This window comes from Sulfitobacter delicatus (genome assembly GCF_900102535.1).
Taxonomy (GTDB): domain Bacteria; phylum Pseudomonadota; class Alphaproteobacteria; order Rhodobacterales; family Rhodobacteraceae; genus Sulfitobacter; species Sulfitobacter delicatus.
Window position 1 is genome coordinate 395,120 of the sequence record NZ_FNBP01000002.1, and the last position, 26,227, is coordinate 421,346.

Annotated in this window: 26 protein-coding genes; 5 read left to right on the forward strand and 21 right to left on the reverse strand. The window is 62.2% G+C overall.

Going from position 1 to position 26,227, the window contains the following annotated elements; genetic code table 11:
• Positions 1-19: 19 nt before the first annotated feature.
• Genes BLS57_RS05160 through BLS57_RS05180 form a run of 5 tightly spaced genes read right to left on the reverse strand, consistent with a single transcriptional unit; the run spans position 20 to position 5,401 of the window.
• Complete coding sequence (locus BLS57_RS05160) at positions 20-1,021, reverse strand: endonuclease/exonuclease/phosphatase family protein (protein WP_093739837.1); 1,002 nt, start codon at positions 1,019-1,021, stop codon at positions 20-22.
• On the reverse strand, positions 1,021-1,701 hold the full coding sequence (locus tag BLS57_RS05165) for a molecular chaperone DjiA (protein WP_093739839.1): 681 nt from the start codon (positions 1,699-1,701) through the stop codon (positions 1,021-1,023). The genes BLS57_RS05160 and BLS57_RS05165 overlap by 1 nt, the downstream gene beginning before the upstream one ends.
• A 53-nt stretch (positions 1,702-1,754) precedes the next feature.
• A complete protein-coding gene (locus BLS57_RS05170; RefSeq protein WP_093739841.1) occupies positions 1,755-2,243 on the reverse strand; it encodes a GNAT family N-acetyltransferase in 489 nt (162 codons plus the stop codon).
• A 46-nt stretch (positions 2,244-2,289) separates the two neighbouring features.
• A complete protein-coding gene (gene scpA / locus BLS57_RS05175) occupies positions 2,290-4,431 on the reverse strand; it encodes a methylmalonyl-CoA mutase (protein ID WP_093739843.1) in 2,142 nt (713 codons plus the stop codon).
• Positions 4,391-5,401, reverse strand: coding sequence for a hypothetical protein (locus BLS57_RS05180; protein WP_244153602.1), 1,011 nt, complete (start codon positions 5,399-5,401; stop codon positions 4,391-4,393). The genes scpA and BLS57_RS05180 overlap by 41 nt, the downstream gene beginning before the upstream one ends.
• Before the next feature lie 99 nt (positions 5,402-5,500).
• On the opposite strand from BLS57_RS05180, the gene BLS57_RS05185 reads away from it, so the two are divergent.
• Positions 5,501-5,962, forward strand: coding sequence for a DUF4174 domain-containing protein (locus BLS57_RS05185; protein WP_093739847.1), 462 nt, complete (start codon positions 5,501-5,503; stop codon positions 5,960-5,962).
• Between the two features lie 22 nt (positions 5,963-5,984).
• On the opposite strand, the gene BLS57_RS05190 is transcribed toward BLS57_RS05185, so the two are convergent.
• The 8 genes from BLS57_RS05190 to BLS57_RS05220 all read right to left on the reverse strand — a co-directional run bounded on the left by BLS57_RS05190 (position 5,985) and on the right by BLS57_RS05220 (position 12,687).
• A complete protein-coding gene (locus tag BLS57_RS05190) occupies positions 5,985-6,884 on the reverse strand; it encodes a restriction endonuclease (RefSeq protein WP_093739849.1) in 900 nt (299 codons plus the stop codon).
• Position 6,885: 1 nt separating this feature from the next.
• Positions 6,886-8,931 (reverse strand): acetyl-CoA carboxylase biotin carboxylase subunit, encoded by a 2,046-nt coding sequence (locus BLS57_RS05195; RefSeq protein ID WP_093739851.1) that lies wholly within the window; start codon positions 8,929-8,931, stop codon positions 6,886-6,888.
• A gap of 143 nt (positions 8,932-9,074) precedes the next feature.
• Positions 9,075-9,287 (reverse strand): hypothetical protein, encoded by a 213-nt coding sequence (locus BLS57_RS05200; RefSeq protein WP_093739853.1) that lies wholly within the window; start codon positions 9,285-9,287, stop codon positions 9,075-9,077.
• Positions 9,288-9,609: 322 nt separating this feature from the next.
• Complete coding sequence (locus BLS57_RS05205; protein WP_093740352.1) at positions 9,610-9,957, reverse strand: hypothetical protein; 348 nt, start codon at positions 9,955-9,957, stop codon at positions 9,610-9,612.
• Between the two features lie 90 nt (positions 9,958-10,047).
• Complete coding sequence (locus BLS57_RS19710; protein ID WP_167356371.1) at positions 10,048-10,194, reverse strand: hypothetical protein; 147 nt, start codon at positions 10,192-10,194, stop codon at positions 10,048-10,050.
• Positions 10,195-10,408: 214 nt separating this feature from the next.
• Complete coding sequence (locus tag BLS57_RS05210; protein ID WP_093739855.1) at positions 10,409-10,783, reverse strand: DUF6497 family protein; 375 nt, start codon at positions 10,781-10,783, stop codon at positions 10,409-10,411.
• 11 nt (positions 10,784-10,794) lie between these two features.
• Positions 10,795-11,049, reverse strand: coding sequence for a DUF7218 family protein (locus BLS57_RS05215; RefSeq protein WP_093739857.1), 255 nt, complete (start codon positions 11,047-11,049; stop codon positions 10,795-10,797).
• A 105-nt stretch (positions 11,050-11,154) separates the two neighbouring features.
• A complete protein-coding gene (locus BLS57_RS05220) occupies positions 11,155-12,687 on the reverse strand; it encodes an acyl-CoA carboxylase subunit beta (protein WP_093739859.1) in 1,533 nt (510 codons plus the stop codon).
• A gap of 169 nt (positions 12,688-12,856) precedes the next feature.
• Between BLS57_RS05220 and BLS57_RS05225 the strand changes: the two genes are divergently transcribed.
• Both BLS57_RS05225 and BLS57_RS05230 read left to right on the forward strand, forming a co-directional pair.
• Positions 12,857-14,071 (forward strand): multidrug effflux MFS transporter, encoded by a 1,215-nt coding sequence (locus BLS57_RS05225; protein WP_093739861.1) that lies wholly within the window; start codon positions 12,857-12,859, stop codon positions 14,069-14,071.
• Between the two features lie 86 nt (positions 14,072-14,157).
• The gene (locus BLS57_RS05230) at positions 14,158-15,558 is read left to right on the forward strand and encodes a helix-turn-helix domain-containing protein (protein ID WP_093739863.1); all 1,401 of its coding nucleotides are present in this window, start codon (positions 14,158-14,160) and stop codon (positions 15,556-15,558) included.
• Here the strand turns inward: BLS57_RS05230 and BLS57_RS05235 are convergent, their stop codons facing one another.
• The 6 genes from BLS57_RS05235 to BLS57_RS05260 form a co-directional block, all read right to left on the reverse strand.
• Entirely contained in the window at positions 15,559-16,227 is a 669-nt protein-coding gene (locus tag BLS57_RS05235) for a thermonuclease family protein (RefSeq protein ID WP_093739865.1), read from the reverse strand.
• 61 nt (positions 16,228-16,288) lie between these two features.
• Positions 16,289-17,947: a choline dehydrogenase gene (gene betA / locus BLS57_RS05240; RefSeq protein WP_093739867.1), complete on the reverse strand. Its 1,659-nt coding sequence runs from the start codon at positions 17,945-17,947 to the stop codon at positions 16,289-16,291.
• Between the two features lie 82 nt (positions 17,948-18,029).
• Positions 18,030-19,487 (reverse strand): betaine-aldehyde dehydrogenase, encoded by a 1,458-nt coding sequence (gene betB, locus BLS57_RS05245; RefSeq protein ID WP_093739869.1) that lies wholly within the window; start codon positions 19,485-19,487, stop codon positions 18,030-18,032.
• Between the two features lie 86 nt (positions 19,488-19,573).
• Complete coding sequence (gene betI, locus BLS57_RS05250; protein ID WP_093739871.1) at positions 19,574-20,149, reverse strand: choline-binding transcriptional repressor BetI; 576 nt, start codon at positions 20,147-20,149, stop codon at positions 19,574-19,576.
• Positions 20,150-20,237: 88 nt separating this feature from the next.
• The gene (locus BLS57_RS05255; protein WP_093739873.1) at positions 20,238-21,167 is read right to left on the reverse strand and encodes a DMT family transporter; all 930 of its coding nucleotides are present in this window, start codon (positions 21,165-21,167) and stop codon (positions 20,238-20,240) included.
• A 55-nt stretch (positions 21,168-21,222) separates the two neighbouring features.
• Positions 21,223-21,822: a LysE/ArgO family amino acid transporter gene (locus BLS57_RS05260; RefSeq protein WP_093739875.1), complete on the reverse strand. Its 600-nt coding sequence runs from the start codon at positions 21,820-21,822 to the stop codon at positions 21,223-21,225.
• Positions 21,823-21,910: 88 nt separating this feature from the next.
• Between BLS57_RS05260 and BLS57_RS05265 the strand changes: the two genes are divergently transcribed.
• Entirely contained in the window at positions 21,911-22,792 is an 882-nt protein-coding gene (locus BLS57_RS05265) for a LysR family transcriptional regulator ArgP (RefSeq protein ID WP_093739877.1), read from the forward strand.
• Here BLS57_RS05265 and BLS57_RS05270 read toward each other — a convergent pair.
• The gene (locus tag BLS57_RS05270; protein ID WP_093739879.1) at positions 22,789-23,529 is read right to left on the reverse strand and encodes a YebC/PmpR family DNA-binding transcriptional regulator; all 741 of its coding nucleotides are present in this window, start codon (positions 23,527-23,529) and stop codon (positions 22,789-22,791) included. The two genes, BLS57_RS05265 and BLS57_RS05270, sit on opposite strands and share 4 nt — an antisense overlap.
• A 199-nt stretch (positions 23,530-23,728) precedes the next feature.
• Here BLS57_RS05270 and BLS57_RS05275 point away from each other — a divergent pair, with 199 nt between their 5' ends.
• Positions 23,729-25,501 (forward strand): SLC13 family permease, encoded by a 1,773-nt coding sequence (locus tag BLS57_RS05275; protein ID WP_093739881.1) that lies wholly within the window; start codon positions 23,729-23,731, stop codon positions 25,499-25,501.
• Between the two features lie 87 nt (positions 25,502-25,588).
• Here the strand turns inward: BLS57_RS05275 and BLS57_RS05280 are convergent, their stop codons facing one another.
• On the reverse strand, positions 25,589-25,876 hold the full coding sequence (locus BLS57_RS05280; protein WP_093739883.1) for a hypothetical protein: 288 nt from the start codon (positions 25,874-25,876) through the stop codon (positions 25,589-25,591).
• Positions 25,877-26,227: the final 351 nt, after the last annotated feature.

Sequence of the window (26,227 nt, forward strand, 5' to 3'; positions counted from 1 at the left end):
GATTTAGGCGCGCGCCCGCCTAGAGATCGACGTCCAACGTCACCGGGAAGTGGTCCGACGCGGTCAGCAAGGCATCGCGCAACCCCGTATTCCCCCAACATTCCGGATCGTCCATCGGGTGCCAGATCCGCCAGCTTGCCGCTCGTTCGCAAAATTCCGGCGTCACCATGATGTAATCCAGAAGCGCCTGCAGATAGCGCTTCTCGGGCCGTATCCAGAACCGTGCAGAGCTTGGCGCAGCGCCCAAACGGCGGCTCAGCGCCTGTTTCGCATGGGGGTCAAAAAGCGCGCCGTTGCCCTCCCCCAATACGATCTCGACCGAGGAGCGGCCAAAGAGGTCCTCAAACTCGTCCAACCCCGGCCCGTCGTTCATATCGCCCATGACCATTACCGGCTGCCCTGCCGCGATCAGCATATCGATGCGCCGCCGCAACCAAATCGCCTGCGCCAACTGCTTGCGCCGATTGGCGATGGCAAGGCGCAGCACATCCGCGTCGGACTTCGCCCCATGCGGCGCTTTCGATTTCAAATGCGCGCCGATCATTTGGAAGGCAAAGCCGCTTTGCGTCACAACCTCCAACTCCAGCGGCGGTTTGGAAAAGACGACCTGATCCTCTGTGGCATCCACGTCCAGATCGATCCGTAGCGTGCGGTCAAATCGCGGTGCCTCTGCCGAGGCTTGCGGCACATGGCGCGCGGTCAGCCTTTCGGGGTCATAGAGCAGAGCAATCTCCTGCTGCGTGTCATTGGAGAATCCCATGACCGCGCCGCAAGCCCGCAGGCCGAACCGTTTTGCGAAATTCTCTAGGGCTAGCACGGTAGACTGCCGCCGCCCATGGTTCGGCGCCTCAATCACCATGATCGCATCTGCGTCCAGCGCCGTGAAAACCCGCCCCAAAGCCGCCGTTTGCTCCGCCCGCGTCACCTGATACCGCGCTGACCAGCCGCCATCGTCGTACAGCTGATTGTCGTCGTCAAACAGGCTCGCGAACCATTCGACATTGTAAGTCGCAAAGCGCATCAGGCGTGTTTGCCCGAGATCGTCTCCCACGCGCGGTTAATGTCGATCATGCGCTTCTCGGCCATCTTAATCGCCTCTTCCGGCAATCCCCGTGCCACCAGCGCATCGGGATGGTTTTCCCGCACCAAGCGCCGCCACGCCTTGCGCGCCTCTTCTAACGTGGCATTCGGCCCGATGCCCAGAACCGTGCGTGGCAGGGGCGAACTGTCCGGCACGAAACGCGCTTTGAGCGAGGCGAACTCTTCCTCATCCATCCGAAAGATCGCGGCCACATCCTCCAGAAAGGCATTCTCATTCGGGTGATACGTCCCATCCGCCATAGCGATGTGGAACAGCCCCTCCATCAGATCGTGCAGCATCTCGGGCTGGTCATCGAACATCGTGGCAATGCGCCGGGCGTATTCCTCAAACCCCGCTACGTCTTGCCGTGCGAGGTTGAACACCCGCGCCGCGCCATCCTGATCGCCTTCGGCAATCTGGAACACCTCGCGAAAGGCCGTCACCTCGTCGCGGGTCACCAGCCCATCGGCCTTGGCCATCTTGGCCCCAAGCGCGATCACCGCGATGGTAAAGGCCACCGACCGCTCCGGCGGGCTGCGCAGACGGTCAAAGACAGCCGACAGCCCCTCGCCCGCGGTGAGGGCCGACAAAGCCTCGGTAATACGTGTCCAGATCGACATGGGCGTGCCCTTCGGTGGTGACCCCCCAATCCTAGCCCGCGTGGCGGTGAAAGTCAGGGTGCGCCAAGTATTTTCTGCATGAGGATAAGGTCAAGCCATTGATCCCGCTTGCGCCCAACCTCTGGCATGCGTCCGACCTGAGCAAAGCCCAGCTTTTCATGGAAAGCCACCGCGCCGGGGTTGGCGCTGCTGATCGCTGCAACCATCACATGATGCCCCTGCGCCGCCGCCCCATCCATCGCCCGCGTCATCAAGCCGCGGCCCAGCCCCTGCCCCTGTGCCGCTCCCGAGAGCACGATGCTATGCTCCACCGTCGCGGCATAGCCCGGCCCGCCGCGAAAGCTGCCGAAGGTGACAAAGCCCGCGAGTTGCCCCGCGACCTCGGCAACCCAAAAGACGCCCGCGCGGGCGTCGATCAGCGCGGCGATGTCATCCGCGCTTTTCTCTTCCGTGGTGAAGGTTGCGAGGCTGTCGCGGATCATACCGTTCCACAGCCCCGCCACAGCCGCCGCGTCGCTGCGCTCAGCCGCGCGCAGAGTCATGCCGCCATCCGCTCCCCGCCCCGGAGGGCGAGGAGCCTGCCACCGTTCACTTGCGTGTCTCACGGATCAGTTTGAGAATATCCTGCGCCGCCGAGGGGATATTCGTGCCGGGACCAAAGATCGCCTTTACGCCTGCATCCTGCAGGAACTTGTAATCCTGCTGCGGGATCACACCCCCACAGATCACCAGAATATCCTCAGCACCCGCATCCTTCAGCGCCTGAATAAGCTGCGGCGCCAATGTCTTATGCCCCGCCGCTTGGCTGGAGATGCCGATCACATGCACGTCGTTATCGACCGCGTCCTGCGCGGCCTCGGCGGGCGTCTGGAACAACGGCCCCACGTCCACGTCAAAGCCGATATCGGCAAAGGCCGTGGCGATCACCTTGGCGCCCCGGTCGTGCCCGTCCTGACCCATTTTGACCACCAGCATACGCGGACGGCGGCCCTCGGCTTCGGCAAACTCGTTGACCGATTTCTGAATGTCGGCAAAGCCCGCGTCGCCCTCATAGGCCGCGCCATAGACGCCCGAGAGCGTCTTGACCTCGGCCCGGTGCCGCCCGAATTGTTTTTCCATCGCCATGCTGATTTCCCCCACTGTGGCGCGTGCGCGTGCGGCTTCGACCGCCGCGTCGAGCAGATTGCCGCCCTCGGCCGCCCGCCGTGTCAGTTCCGCCAAGGCGGCGGTGCAGGCGTCTTCGTCCCGCTCGGCTCGGATGCGCTCCAAACGCGCCACCTGACCGGCCCGAACTTTGACGTTGTCGACGTCGAGAATGTCGATCGGCTCTTCCTTGTCACGGCGATATTTGTTCACCCCAACAATGACCTCGGTGCCCCGGTCGATGCCCGCCTGACGCTGCGCGGCGGCTTCTTCGATGCGCAGCTTCGGCATGCCGGAGGCCACGGCCTTGGTCATGCCGCCCATCTCTTCGACTTCCTCGATCAACTCCCATGCGGCTTCGGCCAGATCGGCGGTCAGCTTCTCGACATAGTAAGAACCCGCCAGAGGATCGACGACATTGGTGATGCCGGTCTCCTCTTGCAGGATCAGCTGGGTGTTTCGGGCGATGCGCGCCGAATGTTCCGTCGGCAGGCCGATGGCTTCGTCCAGCGAGTTGGTGTGCAGCGACTGGGTGCCGCCCAAGACCGCCGAGAGTGCCTCGTAAGCGGTGCGCACGACGTTGTTGTAAGGGTCTTGTTCGGCGAGGCTTACACCGGAGGTCTGGCAATGTGTCCGCAGCATCGAGGACTTGGGGTTCTTCGGCTTAAATTCTTCCATCACCCGCGACCACAAGAGACGCGCGGCGCGCAATTTGGCGGCCTCCATGAAGAAGTTCATGCCGATGGCAAAGAAGAACGACAGCCGCGGCGCAAAGCGGTCCACATCCATGCCCGCAGCAATTGCCGTGCGCACATATTCGCGCCCGTCCGCGATAGTGAAGGCCAGCTCCTGCACGAGGTTCGCGCCGGCCTCTTGCATGTGATAGCCCGAGATCGAAATCGAGTTGAACTTCGGCATATGGTCCGAGGTATATTCGATGATATCCCCGATGATCCGCATCGACGGTTCCGGCGGATAGACATAGGTGTTGCGCACCATGAATTCCTTGAGGATGTCGTTCTGGATCGTGCCCGAAAGCTTGGCCCGGTCGTGGCCCTGCTCTTCGCCCGCCACGATGAAGCTGGCGAGGATCGGGATCACCGCGCCGTTCATCGTCATCGAAACCGAGACCTGATCGAGCGGGATGCCGTCGAAGAGGATTTTCATATCCTCGACCGAGTCGATCGCCACACCAGCCTTGCCGACATCGCCCTCAACCCGCGGGTGGTCGCTGTCATAGCCCCGGTGCGTCGCCAGATCGAAGGCAACCGAAACCCCCTGCTGCCCGGCGGCCAAAGCGCGACGATAAAAGGCGTTGGATTCCTCGGCCGTGGAAAACCCCGCATATTGCCGGATCGTCCAAGGCCGCCCCGCATACATCGTGGCCTTCACGCCCCGCGTAAAAGGCGCCTCGCCCGGAATGCTGCCCAGATGCTCCAGCCCATCCACATCGTCAGCGGTATAAAGCGGCTGGACGTCGATCCCCTCCAGCGTCTTCCACGTCAGATCGTCGAGGCTGCGCCCGCGCAATTCGCCGGTGGCCAGATCACGCCAGCGGGCTTTGGCGTCCTTGTTCTCGGATGTCATATGCATGTCCTTCTCTCATGGCGCCGGGCGGCAGGCTTGGGCCTGCTCTTCTCCGGCTGGGGTCCTCTGTCAAAGTGGCCAGACCATCGGCCCCGGCGGCGAGCCAGAACTGATCGTCGGCATAGCGTTCGCGCAGGGCTGCTGCCTGCGCCGCATCAAACGGCTGCCAACGCCCGGCGGATGTTGGCAGCAACGCGGGGTCTTCGCCCCGTTCGTTCAGTGTGTCGCGCAGGGCGCTGAGGTCCGGCGCACGGTTCAGCCACTGCGCCTTGCCCATGGGGGCTGTCTGATCCGTGCAGGCAGTAAAAAGCGCATCGGAGCGGCCCGCGAATTGCTCAAAAGGAGTGATCCTGATCTCGGCCTCCGGCAAGGCACAGGCCAGATCGGTCACCACATCGCGCCAAGACCGCGGGTTCTGCGCAATGGCCTCGCGGGTCTGCGCGCTCGGCACCGGATGCCCGCGCCCCACGGTATAAGCCGCCGCCGACGCCCACCACAGGTCCGGCGCCCGCACGCTCAGCACCACGCGTTTGATCCGCCCACCAAAGGCGCTGCCGATGCGGGCCATACGTTCGCCAATCGCCGGATACAACGCCGCGTGCCGCAAACACTGCCGGGCGCTGCCGATCATATTCTCATCGCTGATAAGCAACTGGCTCAGCCCCTGAGCGCGACACTGCGCCACCTGCATCTGCACCCGCCCCTCGGCCCGGCGCACCGGGTCGCGCCCCCGTGCCACGGCTGGCCCCGGAAACAAGCCGGGAAAGACCGACTGCCGCACCCGCGTGGGGCCCCAAAAGCCGATACCGCGCGCGCTCAGCTCCGCGTGGTTGTAGCGCAGGTAGCGCTGAAAACTGGTGGTGCCGCTGCGATGGGCCCCGATGTGAAGAATGACGTCCATGATGGCGCGGCCCAATGCTGGCAGAACGGCCGCCCCGACCGGCCATGACGCAGGGAACACCGACGTCATGGGCCAAAATGCCTTGCAATGGGATTAATCCCCCCCTGCGGCGCTTTGACCTTCGCAAACGCGGGCCGAGCGCCTATATCTGAGGGGACAGGAGCATTAATGAAACGTCTTATCTCACTTGTTTTTGCAGGATTTATCGCCGCTACGGCCAGCGCCCAAAGCGCGGATGTACCGGCAGAAGACCCGCTGTTCTTGCCCGCTGATATGGCAGATTTGAGCGAATTCCAGTGGAAAAAGCGACCCGTTTTGGTCTTTGCCAACTCGGAAAACGACCCCGCCTTCGTGTCGCAAATGGAATATCTGCAAGACCGCGAGGACGAATTACGCCTGCGCGATGTCATCGTGCTGACCGACACAGACCCCGCCGCGCGCAGCCCGCTGAGGCTGCGCATGCGGCCGCGTGGCTTTATGCTGGTGCTGGTCGACAAGGAAGGCGGCATCGAGCTGCGCAAACCCTTCCCATGGGACGTGCGCGAGATCACCCGCAGCATCGACAAGATGCCATTGCGCCAGCGGGAGATTAGAGAACGCAAAGCGAACGATAGTCCTCTACTAGAATGAGACCCTATATTCGCTGCAATTCTCATTCGAAGAAGCTCTCATCAACTTCAGCGATTTCATAAGTGCGTTTAACTCGGCAACCCACCTCGTGTGCGATCATAAGACGGGCCAATTGAGGACCGTCGACAAGCACAATTCTAGCGCCGAGCTTTTCTGCCGTTTGCACTGCGCTTGGTGAAAAAGTAGAGGTCGTAACGAAAATACCTTTCGTCACATCCTTCATTCCGAGTGCCCCGTAGAAGTCTCGTAAAGCTCCGCTTCCTATCACATTGTGCGCGGCGTAACGTTTGGCTTGTACATATACTTGGTCAACGCCAAGACGATCTAGGTTTATGACTCCATCAACACCGTCATCTCCGGCCTGCCCAATAACGCGCCCGGCTTGCATATCGTAGCCATATCCCATCTTCAGTAGAAGACGAACGATTACGTCTTCAAAAAATGCAGGATCAGCCTCACGCAGTTTGGATAAGAGATCTTCGGCCAAAGCAGAGGTAATTTCTGAAAACGCGGCATTCAAAACCTCATCGGGGGTCTGCTGGTTAGGAGCGGCTGCTACTTCCTCTTTATCAGTCGTGCCGCTCCGAGATTTAAATTCAAGGTATTCGGGAAACTGCGTTAGAAAGGTTTTGTCGATGTGCTTGGGCGAACTCGCCAATACCTTTTTTCCCGTTTCTGTCAGCGCAAAATGACCACGTTTGGTATTCGCTAACAATCCCGCCTGCTTCAGATAGCTTCTGGCCCAATGGACCCGGTTCGCAAACCGGGTCTGCTTTCCACTGGGCAGAATCTCATTCCGCTCTTCGGGCGTTAGCTCAAACTCTTCCGTCAATTCGTCCACAACATCAGAGATCGCACGCTCACCGTTTGCAGCGGAAGCCAAGACTGGCTTCATTAACTTCTGGAAGTCGGGGATAGGCACCTTATTCGAACTCCATGATCACATCGTCCACGGCAAGGCTGTCGCCCGCGCCCGCGTTGACCTTGCTGACCACGCCTTTCTTCTCGGCGCGCAGGATGTTCTCCATCTTCATCGCCTCGATGGTGCAGAGCGCTTGGCCCTCTTGAACCTCGTCACCCACTTCCACATCCAGCTTCACCACCAGACCCGGCATCGGGCAGAGCAGCATCTTCGACGTATCAGGCGGCAGCTTTTCGGGCATCAGCGCGGCCAGTTCGGCCTGACGCGGCGTGCGCACATGAACCTTGAGGTCCGCGCCACGCGTGCGGATGCGGAAGCCACCTGAGATCTTGCCGACCTTCAGCACCAAAGGTGCATCGTCCACCGTCAGAACCGCCAGTTGGTCGCCCGGGGTCCAATCGCCGCGGACACGCATTTCGGCCCCGTCGGCAAATTGCACCGTGGCCCCTTCGGGATCGGCTTTGGTGACCACGTCGAAGTTTTCGCCCTGCAGGCGCACGTTCCAGTCGCTGCCGACCTTGCGCTCGTGGTTGTCCATCCGACCCGAGACGCGGGCGCGGCGGATCTCGCCCACCCGGTGCATCGCGGCACAGGCGGCGGCGATGCGGCGTAACTCTGTGTCTGGCAGGGTCACGCCCTCGAAACCGTCGGGATATTCTTCCGCGATAAAGGCGGTCGTCATCTCGCCCGAAACGAACTTCGGGTGGTCCATCACGGCAGACAGAAACGGCAGGTTGTGGCCAATGCCCTCAACCTCAAAGCTGTCCAAGGCCACGCGCATCTTCTCGATCGCCTCGGCCCGGGTCGGCGCCCAGGTGCAGAGCTTGGCGATCATCGGGTCATAATACATCGAAATCTCGCCGCCCTCAAAGACGCCGGTGTCGTTGCGCACGGCCATGTCGCCGGCAGGCGCATCGCCCTGCCAAGTGCCCTGCTCCAAAAGCGGCCCGGCGGCCACTTCTTGCGGCGGGCGGTAGCGGGTCAGACGGCCAATGGAGGGCAAGAAGCCGCGGTACGGGTCTTCGGCATAAAGACGGTTCTCGATGGCCCAGCCGTTCAGTTTCACATCGTCTTGGGTGATCGACAGCTTCTCGCCATTGGCCACGCGGATCATCTGCTCCACGAGGTCCACGCCGGTGATCAACTCAGTGACCGGGTGCTCTACCTGAAGGCGGGTGTTCATCTCAAGAAAGTAGAAGTTCTTGTCGCCATCAACGATGAATTCCACGGTACCCGCGCTGGTGTAGCCCACGGCTTGGGCCAGAGCCACGGCCTGCTCGCCCATCGCTTTACGGGTCTCCTCATCAAGAAACGGGCTCGGCGCCTCTTCGACAACCTTCTGGTTGCGGCGCTGGATCGAACATTCCCGCTCGCCCAGATAGATGCCATTGCCATGGGCGTCGCAGAGCACCTGAATTTCGATGTGGCGCGGCTGGGTCACAAACTTTTCGATAAAGATACGGTCATCACCAAAGCTGTTCGCGGCCTCGTTCTTGGACGACTGAAAGCCCTCGCGCGCCTCCTCGTCATTCCATGCGATCCGCATTCCCTTGCCGCCGCCGCCCGCGGAGGCCTTGAGCATCACCGGATAGCCGATCTCGTTGGAAATCTTGACCGCCTCGTCCGCGTCTTCGATCAGGCCCATATAGCCCGGCACGGTCGACACCCCGGCCTCCTGCGCGATCTTTTTTGAGGTGATCTTGTCGCCCATCTTCTCAATCGCGCCCACAGGCGGGCCGACAAAGGCCACGTCAGCCGCATCAAGAGCTTCGGCAAACTTGCTGTTTTCGCTCAGGAAACCGTAACCCGGATGCACTGCCTGCGCGCCGGACTGTTTGACCGCCTCCATCACCTTGTCGATGACGATATAAGATTGGTTGGCGGGGGGCGGGCCGATGTGAATGGCTTCGTCCGCCATTTCGACATGCAACGCCTGCGCGTCGGCGTCCGAGTAAATGGCGACTGTGGTTAGCCCCATCTTCTTGGCCGTTTTGATAACGCGGCAGGCGATTTCGCCCCGGTTGGCGATCAGGATCTTGTCAAACATCAGCACTTCCTTTGACACTGGCAGGCAACGCGAAAAGCCGCGTCAGCCGGGGCTGCGCGGTGCCTGTATTGAGAGAGGGAAAAACGGCGCCACGGGCGCGAGGGGCCAGCGGAGCCGTCAGAATTGAATGATCAGAGCGCGGCTCAGTAGCCGCGACATTTGCCGGGGTTGAGTTGGCAATAGGCGACATTGCCTGCCGCACCAATAGCTGCGCCCTGCAGGAGCGACCCGCTGGTGATCGCTGCGGCGCCTGCGCCAACGGCGGCACCGGCAAGCGATTGCTCGGGGATTGTGTTGCCGCAAGCGGCAAGCCCGGCTGTCGCGCCAAGCGCGAGAATGATTGTACGGATCGACATCTGCCTGTTCCTTCACTGCTTATTGTTCTTTGGCCAACCGACCGACAGGCGTCGGGTTCCGGGGCTGCGTTCTTGTCCACCGTCTTGTGCCCGAAGGACCACAGATCGAAAAAGCCGGACAACGATGCCAGCGCACTGGTCCGCTGCCCGGCAGGGGAAGGGGTATGGTCTTCAAGCCTAGCAGAACCTTGGACAAATCGTGTCCCACCAGTCCCCAGAACCATGTGACAGTCCTGCGCGCGCGCCAAGTGCGACGGCGGCATCGCCTGCACATCGGCAAGCCTATGCTGATCTGGAGAAAGGCGCGGCAACATCATGCCGATTAATCCCCAAAGGCTTCTGGGAAGGCCGCGCGCGCGGCTTGCACATCCAGTACCAAAAGCGCTTCATAATCGGCTGGATCGAACGGATCGGTTGCAGGAAGCACCTCACGGCCGAAGAGCCATGACAGACGCCCCGCGTCCAGATTGCCGCGCTCGAAGGGTTGGTCGCCAAAATGCTCGTAAAGCGCTTTGACAAAAGCCAGATCGGCGCGCCGGTCTGGCGGGCGACGGTCCGGCCTACGCTCGCGCCGGGTGATTGGCGTGACCCCTTTGGGGTTCGGGCGGCGGATGGTGAATTGGAAATCGGTACCGGGCAGTCGACCCGGAAACCCGCGATGTTTTAGCATATAGGCGGGCATCAGACACCCCTTCCGATTGCAGGGGTGACAGATAGGGTGGAGATCAGGACAGGCGCGGACGCCTGTCCTGCAACGGCATTACTTGTACTTGCCGGTGTATACGGGCTCGACCGAAATCGGTGCGGGCTCGACAACAACGTATTCTTCTTCGGTCTGACCGCTTGTGCAGGCTGCAACGGAAGCGACGAAACCGAACGCTGCCAGCATCTTGATGCTCTTGGACATGTAAATCTCCTGTTTGTGTTTATGAAACCCGCCACGGCGATATGCCGCAGGGGCCCCGGTACTGAGGTAAGGGATACGTCGGTATTCCTTGACCGCATCTTATGCGATTCACATGGCAATGGATATGGCTGCAAGCGCAAACGACTTGCCTGTGACTCCAAAGCCTCATTCAAAAAGGGGTATCGGCGGAAATCCGCAAGATATTGTGGCCGCATCACAAACCCTCCCAGATGCAGCTATCGTCCTGGGCACGAAAGGCTTCAAAATATTGGGTCGCGTCAGGGTCTGCCGCGCCAAAATCGACTGCGCGATCGGCAAGCGAGACGATGATCACCTGCCCGGCAAGCGCATGTTCGGCCATATAGGGGAGTGCGACCGATGCGCAGAGATGCTCCATATCCGGCGCGGCGAGATCATAGCCAATCGCCTCCGGCCCCTCAGCAATCTGCGGCGCGATGAAGCGAAAGCGCAGCCAGGTCTCCCCGCCCAACTCTTCGACCAACACTTCCTGCAAGTCGATCTGCTGGCCCGAGGGCACGTCAAAGGCAAAGGCAGGTGCAGCGAGCCCAAAAGCCAGCACACCCGCCATGAGACCCCGCGCTAGTGATTGCGCAGCGCCTCGATCAGCGCGTCCTTGTCCATATCCGACCGCCCCTCGATATCGAGCTCCTGTGCCCGCTCGTAGAGGTCGTCCTTGCTCCAGTCCTCGTAGGGCGGCTGCTTGCCCCCCTTCTTGCTGGGGTGCTGGCTGTCGTTGGCCTGCGCATTGGCGATCCGGGCGGCTTTCTCCTTGCTCGCCCCGTCCTCGCGCAGGGATTTGTAGGTCTCTTCGTCCTTGATCGATGAATTGGGCATGGGTTGATCCTCCTTTGCAGGAAAAACCACCCAGCCCGCCAGCGGTTCCGCGAGCGGCCCCGGTGGGATCGGTATTTGAAAAAGGATGAAGGACCATGGGGGCGCTCACAAGGGGATGTTGTCGTGCTTCTTCCAGGGAGTCTGCACCTTTTTGTTGCGCAGCGAAGCAAAGGCGCGGGCGACCCGCTTGCGGGTGGTACGCGGCTGAATGACCTCGTCGATAAAGCCCCGTTCGGCAGCAACGAAGGGATTGGCGAAACGGTCTTCGTAATCCTTGGTGTGCTGGGCGATTTTCTCGGGGTCGTTCAGGTCTTTGCGATGGATGATCTCGGTCGCGCCCTTGGCACCCATCACCGCCACTTCGGCGGTGGGCCAGGCGTAGTTAAAGTCAGAACGCAGATGTTTGGAAGCCATCACGTCATAGGCGCCGCCATAGGCTTTGCGGGTGATGACGGTGACCATCGGCACGGTAGCTTCGCCGTAAGCAAAGAGCAGCTTCGCGCCGTGCTTGATAACGCCGCCGAATTCCTGACCGGTGCCGGGCAGGAAGCCGGGCACGTCGACCAATGTCAGGATCGGGATCTCGAAAGCATCACAGAAACGCACGAAGCGTGCGGCTTTGCGCGAACTGTCAATGTCGAGACAGCCCGCCAGCACCATCGGCTGGTTGGCGACGACACCGACGGTGCGGCCTTCCATGCGGATGAAGCCCGTGATGATGTTCTTGGCGAACTCGGCCTGAATCTCGTAGAAATCACCTTCATCGCCGAGCTTCAGGATCAATTCCTTCATGTCGTATGGCGTGTTGGCGTTCGCAGGCACCAGCGTGTCGAGCGAGGGCTCAATCCGCTCAGGGTCGTCAAAGAACGGGCGGACGGGCGGTTTATCGCGGTTGTTGGCGGGCAGCAGATCAACGAGGCGGCGGACCTCGGCCAGCGCTTCGACATCATTCTCAAAGGCCGCGTCGGCGACAGAGGATTTGCGCGTATGGGTGGTGGCGCCGCCCAGTTCCTCAGCGGTGACGACTTCGTTGGTGACGGTTTTCACCACGTCGGGGCCGGTGACGAACATGTAAGAGCTGTCTTTCACCATGAAGATGAAGTCGGTCATCGCGGGCGAATAGACCGCCCCGCCCGCACAGGGGCCCATGATGACGCTGATCTGCGGGATCACGCCGGACGCTTCGATGTTGCGCTGGAAGACCTCGGCATAGCCTGCAAGGCTGGCCACACCCTCCTGGATGCGCGCGCCGCCGGAGTCGTTGATGCCAATAACCGGCGCACCGTTCTGCACCGCCATATCCATGATCTTACAAATCTTCTGGGCATGGGTCTCCGACAGCGAACCACCAAAGACGGTGAAATCCTGGCTGAACACATAGACGAGGCGACCGTTGATTGTGCCCCAACCTGTCACCACACCGTCGCCGGCTGGCTTTTGATCTTCCATCCCAAAGTCGGTGCATCGATGGGTCACGAACATGTCGAACTCTTCGAAAGAGCCTTCGTCGAGCAAGAGATCGACCCGCTCCCGCGCCGTAAGCTTGCCGCGACCATGCTGCGCGTCGATCCGCGCCTGACCGCCGCCCAAACGCGCATCTGCGCGGCGCTGCTCTAGTTGTTCGAGAATGTCTTTCATGACGCACCCCTGCTGTGATTTGCGCCATCCTATCGAAGGCCAGCGGCCAACCAAAGAGCAATATCGCAAATTTGCAAAACTATTACAGCGGCTTCGAAGCAAATCGCAAACTTGCAAAGCGTGGTAGTTAACATGGACAATGCCCGGCGGTCGCATTACTTGCATTTGCATGAGCGACCTGCCCCTTGTCCGCTATCTTGACCGGACCACTCCGCCCCACATCTCCACACTGATCCTGCTCGCAGGTCTATCAGCCATGGTGATGAACATCTTCCTGCCAAGCCTGCCGCAGATGGCCGAGTACTTTGGCACGGATTATGCGGTCATCCAGCTTTCGGTGCCACTCTATCTGTTCTTCAGCGGCGTGATGCAGATCTTCATCGGGCCCATATCCGACAATCTTGGCCGCCGTCGCGTGATGCTCTGGGGTCTGGGCCTGTTTCTCGCCGCCACATTGGGCTGCTTGCTCGCCCCAAACATCGCGGTCTTCCTCGTGTTCCGCATGGCGCAGGCAGTGATTGCCACCGGCATGGTCCTCAGCCGCGCCGTGATCCGCGATCTCTACACGCAGGACCAGTCCGCTTCGATGATCGGCTATGTCACCATGGGCATGGCGCTGGTGCCGATGATCAGCCCGGCTGCAGGCGGCCTGCTTGAGCAAGCCTTTGGCTGGCAGGCTTCCTTCTGGGCGATGCTCATTCTTGGCGCGCTGGTGTTTTGGGTCACCTGGGCCGATCTGGGCGAAACGGCCCGCGCAACGGGCAAGACGCTACGCCAGCAATTCGGCGAATATCCCGAACTGCTGCGCTCACCGCGCTTCTGGGGCTATGCGCTGGCCACGGGCTTTTGCTCGGGCGCCTTTTTCGCCTATCTCGGCGGCGCGCCCTTTGTGGGCACCGTGGTCTTTGGCATGGAGCCTGCGGTGCTCGGCCTCTATTTCGGCGCGCCCGCGATCGGCTATTTCGTCGGTAATTTCATCACCGCTCGCACCGCAACCCGCTACGGCGTGAACACTCTGGTGCTTTGGGGCTGCATCTCCAACGCCGTGGGCGGCTCTGTGTCTTTGCTCATTTTTCTCGCCGGTTACGGCTCGCCGCTGAGCTTCTTCGGCCTGATGACGCTGGTCGGTCTCGGCAACGGGCTCTGCATTCCCAACGCCACTGCCGGGATGCTGTCGGTCCGGCCGCATCTTGCCGGCACGGCCTCCGGCCTTGGCGGGGCGATCATGATCGTCGGGGGCGCGGCGCTGAGCGCGCTGGCTGGGGCGTTGTTGACGCCAGAGACCGGCGCCTACCCATTGCTTTGGTTGATGCTGCTGACGGCTCTGGCCTCTGTCGCCTCGATCTGGCTGGTGATCCACCGCGAAAAGGTGCTGGGGCTTTAACCCCGCGTTAACCAACCCACGCCACCTTGCGAGCAGCAGTTTGCAAAGCTACCCTGTCGCAAATTGCAAAACTGCAAAGGCACGTGATGGCCATTCAAAAACTCTATGCTGGCGTAAAGCTGCGGGAAACGCGCACCCGCGCGGGTCTGACGCAAAAGGACTTCGCCGCGCGGCTCGGCGTGTCCCTTCCCTACCTCAACCAGATGGAAAACAATAACCGGCCCGTCAGCACCGCCGTCGTGCTGGCGCTGGCCTCCGAGTTTGGCCTGGACGTCACCGAGCTTTCCAGCGGCGACGGCGAGCGTCTGGTCAGCGATCTGCGCGAGGCGCTAGCCGATCCGATCTTTGCAGGCAGCATGCCCCCCATGGCCGACATCCGCCTAACCGCCTCAAACGCGCCGGGGCTGGCCCATGCCTTCCTGTCTCTGCATCAAAGCTACCGACAGGTGCATGAACGCCTCGCCTCGCTGGATGAAGCCTTGGGCCGCGAGGACGCCCGCGCCATGCCCTCGCCTTGGGAAGAGGTCCGCGACTTCTTCCACTATTGCGACAATTACATCGACGCCGTCGACCGCGCCGCCGAGCACTTCGCCACCCGCGACGGCAGCCCCGGCAACACCCGCGTCGCTGCGGTAACGGCCCTCGCGAACGTTGGGGTCACGGTGGAGTTCGACGACGTCGACCGGCTGCGCGACTTCGACCCTGCCCGTAAAGTACTGCGTATCTCCGCCCGCGCAGCGCCCGAGACGCAGACCTTTCAACTGCTGCTGCAAGTCGCCTTGTCGCGCCAAGACGCGCTGATTGAAGCGACGCTCGATCTGGCTCGCTTTCACAGCCCCGCCGCCCGCGACATCGCCAAAATCGGCCTGGCCAACTATTTCGCCGGGGCGGCCCTGCTGCCTTATGAACGCTTTCTGGAAAAAGCCCGCGCCTGCCGCCATGATCTCGAGGTGCTCGCGACCCATTTTGGCGCCTCAATCGAGCAAGTGGCGCATCGGCTATCGACCCTGCAACGGCCCGGCGCCAAGGGCATCCCCTTCTTCTTTGTCCGTGTCGATCAGGCGGGTACGATCACCAAACGTCACTCCGCCACGCGCCTGCAATTTGCGCGATTTGGCGGTGCTTGCCCGCTGTGGAATGTTCACCGCGCCTTTGAGACGCCGGGCCGCTTTCTACGCCAACTGGCCGAGACGCCGGACGGCGTGCGTTACATCAGTCTGGCGCGGGACATCTCGAAACCGGCGGGCCGCTTCGGCGCCCCGGTGCGGCGCTATGCCATCGCCCTTGGCTGCGAAGTGCGCCATGCGCCCGCGCTGGTCTATGCCGATGGAATGGATGTCACCCGCAGCGATGCCTTTGAACCGATTGGCATTTCCTGCCGCATTTGCGAGCGGCGCGATTGCCACCAACGTTCCGTCCCACCCTTGGAACGGCAGCTCGTCGTCGATCCGCATCTGCGCGACGTGCTGCCCTACCGCGTCGAATAATCAGCGCCGCGCGCGCCGCCAGCCTGCGCCACGCGCTTCGGCTTCCGAACAGAACCAGCGCTCGCCTTTACCGGTGTTGATGCGGGTCCGGCTATAGAAGTCCTGCCCCGGCAGATGATAGATCTTCGTGCCCTTGGCGCTGATATTGCCTTTGATCTGGCAGCTTCCCTCGGCGCGCGCGGGCTCGGCTCCGCTGCGGCGGGTCACCCGGTAGCGGGCGGGGGAGATTGTCTTGAACCCATGTATCCCGCGTTCCGCGACAAAGGCGGCTTTTTCGTCCAGATCATAATCCATCGCATATTTGCGATAGGCAAAAGCCAGCCCTTCTTGCACCAACATACGCCCCACATCAGCGCCACCGACAAAGCAGCGCGCAACAACACGGTCATAGCGGTCGCGGTCCAGCGCTTCGCAACGCGCCTGTGCGCCCTGATAGCGGTCTCGCACCTGACGAGTCGTCCAATCCCCGCAGGCCCAAGGCTGCCCGCCTTCGGTCTCGCAAGTCTGCGCCGCTTCCAAAGCGTCAATCCCGTGCAGGCGCACACGCGTATCGCCCACGTCAAACGTATCGCCATCAATGACGCGCACAGCGCCGCTAATCCCCTGCGCCGAAGCGGCCCCGAAAGACAGCGTCAGCGTGAGGGCAAAGAGTGAACAAATTCTTAACATGGGGCAGGTATGACGCCCTGCTCGGCGCCCTGCAAGGCGAGATGTTAAGAGAGGTTAACGCTCAGCGCTGCGCCACCTGCCAGTTCGGATGCAGCCAAGGCTCCTCATTCGCCCGCGGCAGCGGATCGCGGCCCAAAAGCAGGTCCGAGACCTTCTCCCCCACCATGATCGACGGCGCATTGAGGTTGCCATTGGTGATGCGCGGGAAGATCGAACTATCGGCGACGCGCAGCCCCTCAACGCCAATCACCTGCGCCTGTGGGTCAACCACCGCGCCCGGATCATCCGCCGCCCCCATGCGGCAGGTGCCGCAAGGATGGTAGGCGCTCTCGGCATGTTCGGCGATGAAACTGTCAAGCTCGGCATCCGATTGCAGCGCCGCGCCGGGCTGGATTTCGTGCTTCACGAAAGGTTTGAACGCCTCTTGGCCGAAAATCTCGCGCGTGAGGCGGATACAGGTGCGGAACTCCTCCCAATCATCGGGGTGCGACATGTAATTAAAGCGGATGCGCGGCGCCTCTGCCGGGTCTGCCGAGCGCAGCGTAATGTCGCCGCGCGATTTGGAGCGCATCGGGCCGGTATGGGCCTGAAACCCATGCCCCTCGGCGGCTGCCTGCCCGTCATAGCGCACGGCGATGGGCAGGAAATGGTATTGAATATCAGGGTATTCGACGCCGGGCTTCGAGCGGATGAAGGCCGCGGATTCAAACTGGTTCGAGGCGCCCATGCCGGTCTTGGTAAAGAGCCACTGCGCCCCGATCACCGCTTTCGACAGCAGGTTCCAATGCTTGTAAAGCGTGATTGGCTGGCTCGACGCCATCTGGATATAGAGCTCCAGATGGTCCTGCAGGTTCTGCCCCACGCCGGGACGGTCAGCGACCACCTCGATGCCATGTTCCGCCAGATGCGCCGCCGAACCGATGCCCGAGAGCATCAGCAGTTTCGGCGAGTTGATCGAGGACGCGGCCAACACCACTTCGCGCTGCGCGCGGATGATTTCTGTCGCCGCGCCGCGCTTGACCTCCACGCCCACGGCGCGCCCGTCCTCAATCACCACCCGCTGCGCCAAAGCGCGGATCAGCGTCACATTCCCAGTCTTCTGCGCAGGCCGCAGATAGGCATTCGCCGCCGACCAGCGCCGCCCGTTCCAGACGGTCTGCTCCATCGGGCCAAAGCCCTCTTGTTTCTCGCCGTTATAATCCTCGGTCACCTGATAGCCCGCCTGCGCGCCCGCCTGCACAAAGGCATCAAACAGCGGATTGGCACGCGGCCCCCGGCTCACATGCAAAGGCCCGTCCTTGCCACGCCAGGCCTGATCGCCGCCGTGGCCGCCCTCGTGCCAAGTCTCCATGCGCTTGTAATAGGGCAGCACGTCGGCATAGCCCCAGCCCTGCGCGCCGCTCTCTTCCCAATGGTCGAAATCCTTGGCGTGGCCGCGCACATAGACCATGCCGTTAATCGAGGACGAGCCGCCGATGACCTTGCCACGCGGGCAGACCAATTCGCGCCCGTTCAAATGCGGCTCCGGCTCGGATTTATAGCCCCAGTCATAGCGCGGCATGTTCATCGGATAGCTGAGCGCCGCCGGCATCTGAATGAACGGCCCCGCGTCGCTGCCGCCATGTTCGATGATCGTAACCTTGCGGCCCGCCTCGGCCAGACGGTAGGCCATGGCGCAACCCGCAGAGCCCGCGCCGACGATGACAAATTCAGCTTCCATTCGTTTCCCCTTCCGTGGGTCCGCACGGGTGTGGGGCAGCGCCCGGCAAGGCTGACGCGCGCTGCTCCCTCACTTTCGTCGTTCAGAACGGCGCTTCGACATCGCCCATGCGTACATAGACCGACTTTAACTGGCTGTAGTGGTTGATCGCCGCCTTGGAATTCTCGCGCCCGACGCCGGAGTTCTTCATCCCGCCAAAGGGCGCTTCGACCGGCGCGTCGTTATAGGTGTTGATGTAGCAAGTGCCCGCCTCAAACGCGGCTGCCACTCGGTGTGCGCGGCTGAGGTCATTGGTAAAGACGCCCGCTGCGAGGCCATACTCGGTGGCATTGGCGCGGGCCATGACCTCTGCCTCATCCTCGAAATCCAAGACCGCCATGACAGGGCCAAAAATCTCTTCGCGGGCGATCACCATGCCGTCTTTGACATCGGCAAAGACCGTGGGCTGCATGTAAAAACCGTCGCGCTCAATCCGCTGGCCGCCATAGACCAGACGCGCGCCTTCGGCCTCGCCCTTTGCGACATAGTCCAGCGCGATCTGCATCTGGCGTTCGCTGACCATCGGGCCAAAGCTGGTGTCGGGGTCCATCGGGTCGCCGACCACCGCGTCGCCTAGCCGTTCGGCGAGGCGTGCGAGAAATGCTTCCTTGATGTCGCGGTGCACGAAGACCCGCGTGCCGTTGGAACAGATCTGACCGGAGCTGTAAAAATTGCCCAAGATCGCGCCGCTAATCGCGTTCTCGATGTCGGCATCTTCAAAGACGATCATGGGGGACTTGCCGCCCAGTTCCATCGTCACATGCTTGATACCCTCCGCCGCCGCGGCATAGACCTTGCGGCCCGTCGGCACCGACCCGGTGAGCGAGACCTTATCAACACGCGGATCAGTCACTAGCGACTGGCCCACTTCACCCATGCCCTGCACCACGTTGAACAGGCCCGCAGGCAGCCCGGCCTCGACCAAAATCTCCGCCACCTTCAAAGCACAAAGCGGCGTGGTTTCAGACGGCTTAAAGATCATCGCATTGCCGCAAGCCAACGCGGGCGCGGCCTTCCAGCAGGCGATCTGCGTCGGGTAGTTCCACGCCCCGATGCCCACGCAAAGGCCAAGCGCCTCGCGGCGGGTGTAGACCCAGTCTTCGCCCAATTGTATGTGCTCCCCCGTCAGGCTGCCCGCCAGCCCGCCGAAATACTCCAGCGCATCGGCCCCGCTGGTGGCATCGGCCACGGAGGTTTCCTGATACGGCTTGCCAGTATCATAGGTCTCGAGCACCGACAGATCGTGGTTACGATCGCGGATCATATCGGCGGCCCGGCGCAGCACGCGGCCCCGCTCGGTGCCGCTCATCGCCGCCCATGCGGCCTGTGCTTTGCGGGCCGAGGTGATGGCTTGCTCAACAATTGCGGGCGTCGCGGCGTAGACCGTGGCGATGGTCTCGCCCGTGGCGGGGTAGATCACCGGGATCGGCGTGCCGGCTGTGTCTTCGACGTAAGCGCCATCGATGAAGTGGCTGGCGTTGGGTTGGGGATCATAGGGCATTGCAATAACCTTCTTGCCTTCGGCGAAAGTATTTGGGGCCAAAAAGAGCGAACACTGGCAGCCAGCCTCGCGCTTAATGGCCGTGTTTAGCGGCCTGCTTTCAGCAGCAGGTCGAGTGTGTAGAGCGCCCGGGTCATGGCCTCGGCGGCGCTGACGTTGTCCGAGAGGGCGGCGCGCAGATAGAGCCCGTCGATCAGCGCGGCCAAAGTGTCGGCGTCGCCTTCGGGCTGGGGGCTGATCGGGCGCAGCGCATAGGTGAGGTTCGAGCGCAGCCGCCGTTGATAGACCGTCAGCAGCCGCCGCGTTTCGGGGTTGGTCCGTGCGCCCGCATAGAGCGTCATCCATGCGCTGACCGTGCCGGGGTGAAAGCCGGTGTCGTCAAAGCTTGCCACGATGATCGCCGCCGCCCGGTCATGCGGCGTGCGCGCTGTGGCCAGACGCTGGCGCACCCCCGCGGCATATTCCGACAGGATATGGCGCATTGCGGCGAGGAAGATCTGGTTCTTGCCGCCGAAATAGTGATGCGCCAGCGCGCTCGACATGCCCGCCCGCTTGGCGATCTGGCTCACGGTCACATCCAGCGACTGTGCGGCACCGATCTCGGCGATGGTGGCTTTGACCAGCGCAGAGCGGCGAATGGGTTCCATTCCGACTTTGGGCATTGGATTCGGATCCTTTGACGCGTGACCGCCACAGGATAGGGGATTTTTTATTGACGCGTCAATCAAGTACCGGAGGCCGCCGCGCCTATCAGAACTTTGTCGCGTGTGCCGGAGGTGTCACCTCCCGTTTCAGCATCGCTTCGCGCCATGTGATAAAGGTGACCGAACCCAAAATCACCGCGCCGCCGAGCACCACCCAGATGTCCACCGGCTCGGCAAAAACCACCACGCCAAGGATCGTGGCCCAGACCAATTGCAGGAAAGTCACCGGCTGCGTCACCGTCACCGGAGCAGCGGCAAAGGCCAAGGTCATCGTGAAATGCCCCGCCGTGGCAAAGAAGGCGACGCCGGCGAGGATTAGCAGTTCCTGCGGTGTCGGCGTGATCCAGACAGCAAAGGCAAAAGGCGCGAGCCCAATGGTGACGAAGATCGACAGCATGGTGACGATCATCACCGGGCGCGCTTCATCCGCGAGGACTTTGGCCAAGAGGTAAGACCCGGCAAAGACCACCGCCGCCAGCAGCATCGCCAGATGCCCGGTCGAGACTTCGCGAAAACCGGGCCGCAGGATGATCGCCGCCCCCGCCAGCCCCAGACAGACCGCCACGATCCGCCGTGCGGCGAGCTTTTCGCCAAGGAAAATCGCCGCCCCTACCGTGACATAGATCGGCGCAAGGTAGTTCATCGCCGTCACCTCGGCAATTGGCAGACGGGTCATGGCGTAGAACCACAAGATCACGCCGCCCGCGTGAAAAAACCCCCGCATCCCGAACAGGCCCCATTGCCGCTTGCTCACCGGGGTTGCCAGCAGCGAGCGCAGGATCGGCAGGACAAAGACCAGCCCCATAGCATAGCGCAGGAATGCCGCCTCGGCCGAGGGCAGGCGCGGCCCCATGTATTTGACCAGCGCGGTGACGCCGATGAAGCACGCCCCCGTCACCAGCATCCAAAAGACCCCGACAAGCGGGCGGTTGGCGGGAACGGGGATGTCGGGTGTGGTGGCGGGGCTTTGTGTCATGCCGCGACCCTTTCCCAAAGCGCTGCCAAGGGCAAGATGGGCGCGGCATATTTCTTTACATCACAAGTAATTTCACCGCGATGGCCCACATGGTCAGCGCAATCACGCCGTCCAGCACCTGCCAACTGCGCGGCTTGGCAAAGAGCGGCGCGAGTAGCCGTGCGCCATAGCCGAGCGCGAAGAAGAAAACGAAACTGGCTAGCGCTGCGCCGATGCCAAAGCTCAGCCGGTCGGGATATTGAGCCGAGATCGAGCCCAGCAGCACCAGCGTATCGAGATAGACATGCGGGTTCAGCCAAGTCAGCGCCAGTAGGGTCAGGATCGCCTTGCCCAAGCTGCGAGTCGCCTGCCCCTCTGCCTCCAGCGCTTCGCCGCCGCGCCAGGCCGAGACCGCGTTGCGCCAGCCGTACCACAGCAAAAACGCCGCCCCGCCATAGCGCATCAGCGGCCCAAACCATGGCGCGGCTTCGGCCAGCGCGCCAAAGCCCGCCACCCCCGCCGTGATCAGGATTGCGTCAGAGACCGCGCAGACAAGGCAGACCGGCAGCACATGCTCGCGCCGCAGCCCTTGACGCAGGACGAAGGCGTTTTGCGCGCCGATCGCCATGATGAGCGTGAGGCTCAGGGCAAAGCCGGGGAGAAAGGAGGTGAGCATCGGGCAATCCTGTCTTGTGTTGCCTTTGCTTAGCGGGGGCGCCAAGATTACTCAAATTCAATAGTTTTGGTGTGGATTAGAAAAACTTATGCAGCTCGACAGCGCCCAGTTGACCGCCCTCGCCCATATCCTTCGGCTCGGCAGTTTCGACGCAGCGGCAGCGGCGCTTGGGGTAACCCCTTCGGCCATTTCCCAACGGCTCAAAGCGCTGGAAGACCGGGTTGGCGCCACATTGGTCCTGCGCGGCCAGCCCTGCACCCCTACGCCGCTCGGCCAGCGGCTGGCCAAACATGCCGAAGATGTCGCCCTGCTCGAAGCACAGGCCTTGGGCCAAGACACGGGCAGCGTCCCACCCCGGCTGCGGCTCGCCGTGCCCGCGGATGTGCTGGCGACTTGGCTGATTCCGGCGCTGGCCCAAGTGCCCGACATGCTCTTCGATCTGGTGATCGACGACCAAGACACCTCCGCCGATTGGCTGCGCCGGGGCGAGGTCAGCGCGGCGGTCACCGGCCAGTCACGCGCAGCCCCCGGCTGCGATGTGACGCCGCTGGGTGCGATGCGCTACCACGCGACCGCTTGCCCGGCCTTCTGCGAAAAATGGTTCGCCCAAGGCGTCAACCCCGCCACACTGGCCGCCGCCCCCATGCTGACCTTTGACCGCAAGGACCAGCTACAGGTCCGCTGGCTGCATCAGAAAACCGGGAAACGGCTGACCCCGCCCAGCCACCACCTGCCCTCAAGCAACGGCTTCGTCGCCGCCGCGCAAGAAGGTTTGGGTTGGGGCATGAACCCCGCCCCGCTGGTGCAAAAGGATATGGAGGAAGGCCGCCTCGTCTCGCTCGACGAGGCGCTGCCCCTGGATGTGCCGCTCTATTGGCAGGTCGCACGGATCATGGCACCCGCGCTGGCCCCGCTCACCGCCGCCATCAAGGCCGCAGCGCGCGGGGCGCTGGTTCAAGAGGCGCGTTAAAGCTGCGCCATGACCTCGTCAGAGGCCTCGAAGTTCGTGGTGACGCGCTGCACATCATCGTCTTCCTCAAGCGCATCAACCAGCTTCATCAGCTTTTCCATGGCCTCAAGGTCCATCTCTGTCGTCGTGGTCGGACGCCAGATCAGCTTGGTCGACTCCGACTCGCCCAACTCCGCCTCAAGCGCGGTGGACACATCGTTCAGGTCCGTATCAGCGCAATAGATCACGTGGCCGTCCTCAGAGCTTTCGACATCCTCGGCCCCGGCCTCAATCGCCGCCATCATCACCGTGTCCGCATCACCAACGGAGGCGGGGTAAATCACTTCACCCTTGCGCTCGAACATAAAGCCAACCGAGCCCGTCTCGCCCAGATTGCCGCCGTTCTTGGTAAAGGTCGAGCGCACGGTCGAAGCCGTCCGGTTGCGGTTGTCGGTCATCGCCTCAACGATCACCGCCACGCCGTTCGGGCCATAGCCCTCGTAACGGATTTCTTCGTAATCTTCGCCCTCACCGCCCACGGCCTTCTTGATCGCGCGTTCGATGTTGTCCTTGGGCATGGACTGGCCCTTGGCCTCTTTTACTGCCAGCCGCAGACGCGGGTTCTTTTCCGGGTCAGGGTCGCCCATCTTGGCCGCGATGGTGATTTCTTTGGAAAGTTTGGAAAACACCTTGGCGCGCAGCTTGTCCTGACGGCCCTTGCGATGCTGGATGTTTGCCCATTTGGAGTGACCGGCCATGAATACCTCGTTCTGGCAATGCGTTTGCGCCACTCTATATGCCAGCATCACCGCTGGAACAAGCCATGCGCCACCGCCGCCCTGCCCTGCTCTTTTTGGCCAAAAATACTTTCCGGGGGGTCCGGGGGGCGGAAAGCCCCCCGCGTCGCCGCCACAGTTTCCCTCCCCCCCATTAGGGCAATCACGCTAGACCTATCTCATGACAGCAGATCAAATCATCCTCTTCACCCTCTTTGGCGCGGTCTTTGGCCTGCTGCTCTGGGGGCGGCTCCGCTATGACATTGTGGCTTTCGCGGCGCTCATGGCCGGGGTGGTGCTGGGTGTGGTGCCGACCGAAAACGCCTTTGACGGCTTTGGCCATCCGGCGACATTGATCGTGGCGCTGGTGCTGGTGGTTTCCGCCGGGCTGGTGCGCTCGGGCGCGGTGATGTTGATCACCCGCACGCTGGTGGATTCATCGCGCTCGCTCGGCGCGCACATCTCGATCATGGGGGCCGTGGGCGGTGTGCTCTCGGCCTTTATGAACAACGTCGCGGCACTGGCGCTTCTGATGCCGGTCGACATCCAGACCGCCCGCAAGGCAGGACGCGCGCCGGGGTTGAGCCTGATGCCGCTCAGCTTTGCGACCATCCTCGGCGGCATGGCCACGCTGATCGGCACGCCGCCCAATATCATCATCGCCTCGATCCGGCAGGAATCGCTCGGCGCACCGTTCAAGATGTTCGACTTCGCCCCCGTCGGCGGGCTCGCGGCCATCGCCGGGCTGGTCTTTGTGGCCCTGATCGGCTGGCGCCTGATCCCCGCCCGCGAAGACGCAATGATCGAGCCCGAGGACATCGCTCAGTATATCGCCGAACTCACTGTGCCCGAAGACAACAAGCAGATCGGCAAGCGGCTCGCCGAATTGCAGGAGGAGGCGAACAAAGCCGATGTGGCGATCCTCGGCCTGATGCGCGACGGCAAGCGCCGCTACGGCACCGCGCGCAACGTGACCCTGCGCGCCGGCGACGCACTGGTGCTCGAAGCCACGCCCGACGCACTCGACGAGTTCCGCAGCACGCTGAACCTCGCCCTCACCGACAGCGACCGCGAAGAGCTGCTGATGGCAGACGGCGACGGGGTCGAAATTGTCGAAGTGGTGGTAACCGACGCCTCCCGCCTGAAGGGGCGCACGGCGCAGGGCGTGGGCCTGTCATGGCGGCAACGCACGGTTCTGCTGGGTCTGTCGCGACAGGGACGCAAGATCACCTCGCAACTGCGTACGACCGAGTTAAAACCGGGCGACATCCTGCTGCTTCTCGTGCCGCGCGACACTGTGGCCCATGTCACTGACTGGCTCGGCGTGCTGCCCTTAGCAGATCGCGGCCTTGCTGTGACCCAAGACAGCAAAACATGGCTCGCCATCGGCATGTTCGCATGCGCCGTTGCCGCGGCCTCCTTCGGCCTGATCTACCTGCCTATCGCGCTCGGCTTGGTGGTGGTCGGCTATGTCCTGGCCAAGATCGTGCCGCTGTCGGAACTCTACACCCATATCGAATGGCCGGTCATCGTGCTCTTGGGCTCAATGATCCCGCTGGGCGCCGCGCTGGAAACCTCGGGCGGCACCGAGCTGATCGCAGGCGCGCTGGTGGGGCTGACCGAGGGTCTGCCCGCATGGGTCGTGCTCACCGTGCTGATGGTGGTAACCATGTCGCTGTCTGACGTGCTTAACAACACCGCCACCACCATCGTCGCAGCCCCGGTGGGCATCCAGATGGCGCAGACACTGAACGTCTCGCCCGACCCCTTCCTCATGGCCGTAGCCGTCGCGGCGTCCTCAGCCTTTCTCACGCCCATCGGACACAAGAACAACACGCTGATCCTCGGCCCCGGCGGCTATTCCTTTGGCGACTATTGGCGCATGGGGCTGCCGCTGGAGATCATCGTAGTGGCGGTCTCGATCCCGGCGATACTGGTGTTCTGGCCGCTGTGACTTTGCTGAAGCAGCAGGTCTAAAATGCGGAAAGCCCGGGCGCTTTGCCCGGGCCGATAGCCATCTATAAGGCGGTCAGATACGAACTTACCGGCTGTCGTTTCCCGCGCCATAGCCCCCGAACGGGAAACCCGGCGTCGCGCTGAGCACGTTCCGCGTAGAGAGGACTGGCTCGGGGTGGTTCCCATGACCAAAAGTGTCCAGCCAAAGGTCGGCAGGACGGTGATCTGGCCGATGAATTTGCGCACCCTCTGAGTAAACGACAGTCGCACCTGCCGAGGTGTCGAGCATCAGATCATCATAGCGCGTCGACTGCCCCGCATAGGTGGCAGTGGCAAAGAGCGTGACGGCAGTAGCTGCAATTAGGATTTTCACGACATTTCCTTTCAAGGTAAGTCGGGTTCATCCAGTTCAGACGCCCCCTCGCAAAGTGGAAGGTGGGAGCGGGCAGGAGGCGGTTGGAGAAGGGGAGGAAACCCTAGTTCAGGTGCCATAATCGTAGGCCGGATCGCCGCTTGTCACAACTCAAGTAAAGTCGCGCGAATGTGCGTGATCGCGTTGCTGCGTGATAGAAGTTCGGGCGACGCCTGCAGTTCGGCCGAATAACTGCGGTTTCTATGAGGTTACCTGCGGGATCGGCGGAAATCCTACCAGTTGATATTCTGGCTTGGGTTGCATCGCGGCCTTAGCGGGCTGCGCTGACGAGTAGATACTCCCGCCACAGAC

Excerpts from the sequence above, each read along its gene's own strand:
- BLS57_RS05160 (WP_093739837.1), bottom strand. The coding sequence starts at position 1,021 with ATGCGCTTTGCGACTTACAATGTCGAATGGTTCGCGAGCCTGTTTGAC.
- BLS57_RS05165 (WP_093739839.1), bottom strand. The coding sequence starts at position 1,701 with ATGTCGATCTGGACACGTATTACCGAGGCTTTGTCGGCCCTCACCGCG.
- BLS57_RS05170 (WP_093739841.1), bottom strand. The coding sequence starts at position 2,243 with ATGACTCTGCGCGCGGCTGAGCGCAGCGACGCGGCGGCTGTGGCGGGG.
- scpA (WP_093739843.1), bottom strand. The coding sequence starts at position 4,431 with ATGACATCCGAGAACAAGGACGCCAAAGCCCGCTGGCGTGATCTGGCC.
- BLS57_RS05180 (WP_244153602.1), bottom strand. The coding sequence starts at position 5,401 with ATGACGTCGGTGTTCCCTGCGTCATGGCCGGTCGGGGCGGCCGTTCTG.
- BLS57_RS05185 (WP_093739847.1), top strand. The coding sequence starts at position 5,501 with ATGAAACGTCTTATCTCACTTGTTTTTGCAGGATTTATCGCCGCTACG.
- BLS57_RS05195 (WP_093739851.1), bottom strand. The coding sequence starts at position 8,931 with ATGTTTGACAAGATCCTGATCGCCAACCGGGGCGAAATCGCCTGCCGC.
- BLS57_RS05200 (WP_093739853.1), bottom strand. The coding sequence starts at position 9,287 with ATGTCGATCCGTACAATCATTCTCGCGCTTGGCGCGACAGCCGGGCTT.
- BLS57_RS05205 (WP_093740352.1), bottom strand. The coding sequence starts at position 9,957 with ATGCTAAAACATCGCGGGTTTCCGGGTCGACTGCCCGGTACCGATTTC.
- BLS57_RS19710 (WP_167356371.1), bottom strand. The coding sequence starts at position 10,194 with ATGTCCAAGAGCATCAAGATGCTGGCAGCGTTCGGTTTCGTCGCTTCC.
- BLS57_RS05210 (WP_093739855.1), bottom strand. The coding sequence starts at position 10,783 with ATGGCGGGTGTGCTGGCTTTTGGGCTCGCTGCACCTGCCTTTGCCTTT.
- BLS57_RS05215 (WP_093739857.1), bottom strand. The coding sequence starts at position 11,049 with ATGCCCAATTCATCGATCAAGGACGAAGAGACCTACAAATCCCTGCGC.
- BLS57_RS05220 (WP_093739859.1), bottom strand. The coding sequence starts at position 12,687 with ATGAAAGACATTCTCGAACAACTAGAGCAGCGCCGCGCAGATGCGCGT.
- BLS57_RS05225 (WP_093739861.1), top strand. The coding sequence starts at position 12,857 with ATGAGCGACCTGCCCCTTGTCCGCTATCTTGACCGGACCACTCCGCCC.
- BLS57_RS05230 (WP_093739863.1), top strand. The coding sequence starts at position 14,158 with ATGGCCATTCAAAAACTCTATGCTGGCGTAAAGCTGCGGGAAACGCGC.
- BLS57_RS05235 (WP_093739865.1), bottom strand. The coding sequence starts at position 16,227 with ATGTTAAGAATTTGTTCACTCTTTGCCCTCACGCTGACGCTGTCTTTC.
- betA (WP_093739867.1), bottom strand. The coding sequence starts at position 17,947 with ATGGAAGCTGAATTTGTCATCGTCGGCGCGGGCTCTGCGGGTTGCGCC.
- betB (WP_093739869.1), bottom strand. The coding sequence starts at position 19,487 with ATGCCCTATGATCCCCAACCCAACGCCAGCCACTTCATCGATGGCGCT.
- betI (WP_093739871.1), bottom strand. The coding sequence starts at position 20,149 with ATGCCCAAAGTCGGAATGGAACCCATTCGCCGCTCTGCGCTGGTCAAA.
- BLS57_RS05255 (WP_093739873.1), bottom strand. The coding sequence starts at position 21,167 with ATGACACAAAGCCCCGCCACCACACCCGACATCCCCGTTCCCGCCAAC.
- BLS57_RS05260 (WP_093739875.1), bottom strand. The coding sequence starts at position 21,822 with ATGCTCACCTCCTTTCTCCCCGGCTTTGCCCTGAGCCTCACGCTCATC.
- BLS57_RS05265 (WP_093739877.1), top strand. The coding sequence starts at position 21,911 with ATGCAGCTCGACAGCGCCCAGTTGACCGCCCTCGCCCATATCCTTCGG.
- BLS57_RS05270 (WP_093739879.1), bottom strand. The coding sequence starts at position 23,529 with ATGGCCGGTCACTCCAAATGGGCAAACATCCAGCATCGCAAGGGCCGT.
- BLS57_RS05275 (WP_093739881.1), top strand. The coding sequence starts at position 23,729 with ATGACAGCAGATCAAATCATCCTCTTCACCCTCTTTGGCGCGGTCTTT.